General features: G+C 72.6%; 2 protein-coding genes. One reads left to right on the top strand and one right to left on the bottom strand.

Going from position 1 to position 3,365, the window contains the following annotated elements:
- Positions 1 to 216: 216 nt before the first annotated feature.
- Entirely contained in the window at positions 217 to 894 is a 678-nt protein-coding gene (locus tag P1P70_RS42330; RefSeq protein WP_319247488.1) for a class I SAM-dependent methyltransferase, read from the top strand.
- Between the two features lie 19 nt (positions 895 to 913).
- Here P1P70_RS42330 and P1P70_RS42325 read toward each other — a convergent pair whose 3' ends face one another.
- On the bottom strand, positions 914 to 3,097 hold the full coding sequence (locus P1P70_RS42325; RefSeq protein ID WP_319247487.1) for a restriction endonuclease: 2,184 nt from the start codon (positions 3,095 to 3,097) through the stop codon (positions 914 to 916).
- Between the last annotated feature and the right edge of the window lie 268 nt (positions 3,098 to 3,365).

Here is a 3,365-nt window from a genome sequence, read left to right as displayed (position 1 = left end):
TTTTTTTTTATGTTATGGCACTCCACTAGCTCTCAACACGGCTATTCGTCGGCCGGCTTAAATTGGTATAAAAGACAGCCCGACAGCCCACCGAATCGCCCGGGCCCCGCACCCCCCGCCGATCACCGCATGGCAGCATGGGGCGCCCCGGACGGCGTACCGCCGAGTACTCGTACGTCAGGGCACAACCGACTCGTACGACTACACGGAGGACCCATGTCCGCGGCACCGAACGCGAACCCGGCAGGGCCGGCGCCCAAGGCGGAGATTCTCGAGGCCTTCGAGGGAGCCAAGGGGTTCATGCCGCCGGCGGAAGGGCTGGCGCTGTACGCCGCGGCGGTCGAGGCGGGACGGCTGGGGCTGCCGTTGCTGGAGGTGGGGACGTACTGCGGCCGGTCGACGATCCTGCTGGCCGACGCCGCCCGTGAGGCGGGGGTCGCGGCGATCACGGTCGACCACCACCGGGGCAGTGAGGAGCAGCAGCCGGGCTGGGAGTACCACGACGAGTCCACCGTCGACCCCGAGGTGGGCCGCATGGACACGCTCCCCACCTTCCGCCGCACCCTCCACCGCGCGGGCCTGGAGGACCACGTCGTCGCGGTCGTCGGCCGTTCCCCGCAGGTCGCCGCGTTCTGGGGCACCCCGCTGGCCTTCGTGTTCATCGACGGCGGCCACACCGACGAGCACGCCACCGCCGACTACGAGGGCTGGGCCCCGCACGTCGCCCCCGGCGGCCTCCTCGTCATCCACGACGTCTTCCCCGACCCCGAGGACGAGTTCACCGGCCAGGCCCCGTACCGCGTCTACCTCCGCGCCCTGGCCTCCGGCGCCTTCACCGAGGTCTCGGCCACGGACTCCCTGCGGGTGCTGCGGCGGACGGGCACAGGCATCTGAGGCACAGGGCGGGGCCCGGCTACGCGACGTCTATGCCGTAGTCCTGGACCAGTTCCTCCAGGCCGCCGCGGTACCCCTTGCCGCCCACGACGAAGTCCCAGTCGCCGTTGGCGCGGCGGCGGAAGGAGCCGAGGGTCAGGGCCGTTTCGGCGGCGCGGCCGTCGGAGACGTCCAGGCGGCCCTGTTCGGCGCGGGAGGGGTCCAGGAGACGGATGCCGGCGTCGGTGAAGCCGGCGAGGTCGGCGTCGGGGTTCGCGGCCGGGTCTATCGCGGCCACCAGCACGAGACGGTCGGCCTCCGCGGGCAGCGCGTCGAAGGAGACCTGGATCGCGGCCTTGTCGGGCGCGGTCGGCGGGACGGCGCGGACCGTGCCGTCGGGGGTGCGGAGGTTGTTGTAGAAGACGAAGTGGTCGTCGCTCAGGACGCGGTTGCCTCGGCAGACGAGCGCGCAGACGTCCAGGGCGACACCGCCCGTCCAGTACATGCCGAGCACGCTGTGATCCTCGGGGGACGGGTCCGGGGTGGACGGGGGTGAACTGGCCCGCTGGGCAGGCAGGACAGGCATCACCACGGTGGGATCGGCCGCTGGCATCACCACGGTGGGATCGCCCATCGGCATCACCACCGTGGGATCGGTCGACGACACCGGCACGGGGCGCTCACCGGGGCCCAGGCGCCCCCGCAGCCCGTGCCCGTGCAGCAGGTCGACGAGTTCTCGGCCCGAGATCAGCTCCAGCGGTTTGCCGTTGGCGAAGGTGTGGGAGCCGGGGCCGAACTTGGACGTCGTCACCAGGACGCCCTTGTTGGCACCGGCGTCCTGGACCGTGCCGTAGAGGTCACGCACGGCGCTCGGCGGGACGGTGTTGCGGTAGCGCTTGACCTGGACGACGATCTTGCCGCCGCGGATCGGGGTCGGGTCCAGGGCGTCGACGTCCACCCCGCCGTCGCCCGAGCGCTGGGTGGTGACGGCCTGCATGCCCATGGCCCGGAAGAGCTCCGCGACCAGTGCCTCGAAGGCGAGGGGGTCCATCTCCAGGAGGTCGGGCTCGTCCTCGCCGCCGTGGACGACGACGCCGTCGCCGACGTCGTCGGGCCTGCGTCCGGGGCGGACGGGGGTGCGCTGGTCCGGTCGCGCGGACAGCTGGCCCCGGAGGCCGTCCGTCAGACAGTCGACGGCGCTCACCTGCTCCAGGTGGAGCCCGGCGAAGACCGGCCGGGGCACCGTGACGGTCACCAGGAAGAGCTCGGCGCGGCGCCCGGTCGCCGGATCGTGGTCGTCCACGAAGCCGTTGAGGACGACCGACTCCAGCGCGCCGAACTCGTCGGCGGCGAACAGGTCGTGGAGCACCAGGAGGGTGCACTGGGCGAGGACGTCACGGTAGAGGGCCCGCCGCTGGGTGACCGGGCGCGGGCGCTCCTTGTCCTGGTCGACGCTCGGCATGTAGACGACGGTCTTCGTCTCGGGGACGACGTCGTACCTGGGCAGCTCCCAGTCCAGGACCAGCTGCCGTGCCGCCGGGTCGTAGGCGGCACGGACGCCGCGGGGGAAGCCCTCGGGCCAGGCCGACGAGGCGTAGAGGGCGGCGGAGAAGTAGTCGACGGCGGCTTCCGGGTCGCCGTCGCGCAGTGCGGTCGCCAGCTGGGCGAGTCCGGCGTTGTGCCGCCGGATCTCCGTGCGCTGTCCTTCCGCCCATTGCTCGTACTGCCGCTGGTACTGAGCCAGTTGCTGCTGCCGTTGGGCCTCCGCGGCCTGGGCCGCGTGCCAGTCGTGCTCGAACCGGGCACGTGCCTCGGCCTGGGCCTGTGCGCGCCGCTGGGCGGACCAACCGCCCTGCGCCTGGTAGTGGTTGGGGTCCGGCATGGGCACGGGCTGGGCGAGCGGCCCCGGGGAGAACGGCTCAAGGCGTTCGGACCGGGTGAGGGACGCGGCCCTGAACGCCGGGGCCCGGCAGCCCGCGACCAACAGCCCCTCCAACACCCGCACCCGCGCGTCCAGTTCCTCCGTACGCCGCCGCGCCTCCGCCTCGCGCTGCTGCCGGTACGCCGCCTGCTGCTCGCGCTGGCTGCGGGCCACCTCCCGCTGGTACGCGCGCTGTTGCCGCTCGTACTCGCGCTGCTGCCGGGCCCGCTCCTCCGACTGACGCTGCTGCTGGCGTTGTGCCTCGGCCCAGATCCCGGCCAACCCGTTGGAGCGACGACTCATGCGCGACAGGCCCTCCCACCGGGGCCCCCGACCGCACGACCAGGCCCCGCCCCCACAACCAGACGTAACCGCACGACTTTATCCCGCGACGGCGCGTCCGCCTACCGCTGGTCAGCCGTTGATCGGCCGTTGATCGGCCGCTGATCGGCCGCTGATCGGCCGCTCAGCCCATGTACCGGACGAGGAGGTAGGCGGCCGCCGCCACGACGACGACCACCGCGGCGACCGCCGAACGGTACGCGCGCGTGGAGAGGGGGCGGGGCGGGGT

It is taken from the genome of Streptomyces sp. MB09-02B, from assembly GCF_033794485.1.
Lineage (GTDB): Bacteria > Actinomycetota > Actinomycetes > Streptomycetales > Streptomycetaceae > Streptomyces.
Note: the sequence above shows the minus strand (reverse complement) of the source record. Positions and strands in the feature narration are given on the sequence as shown.

What these genes read in the sequence shown, in the direction of transcription:
- P1P70_RS42330 (WP_319247488.1), top strand. Translation starts at nt 217, where the DNA reads ATGTCCGCGGCACCGAACGCGAACCCGGCAGGGCCGGCGCCCAAGGCG.
- P1P70_RS42325 (WP_319247487.1), bottom strand. Translation starts at nt 3,097, where the DNA reads ATGAGTCGTCGCTCCAACGGGTTGGCCGGGATCTGGGCCGAGGCACAA.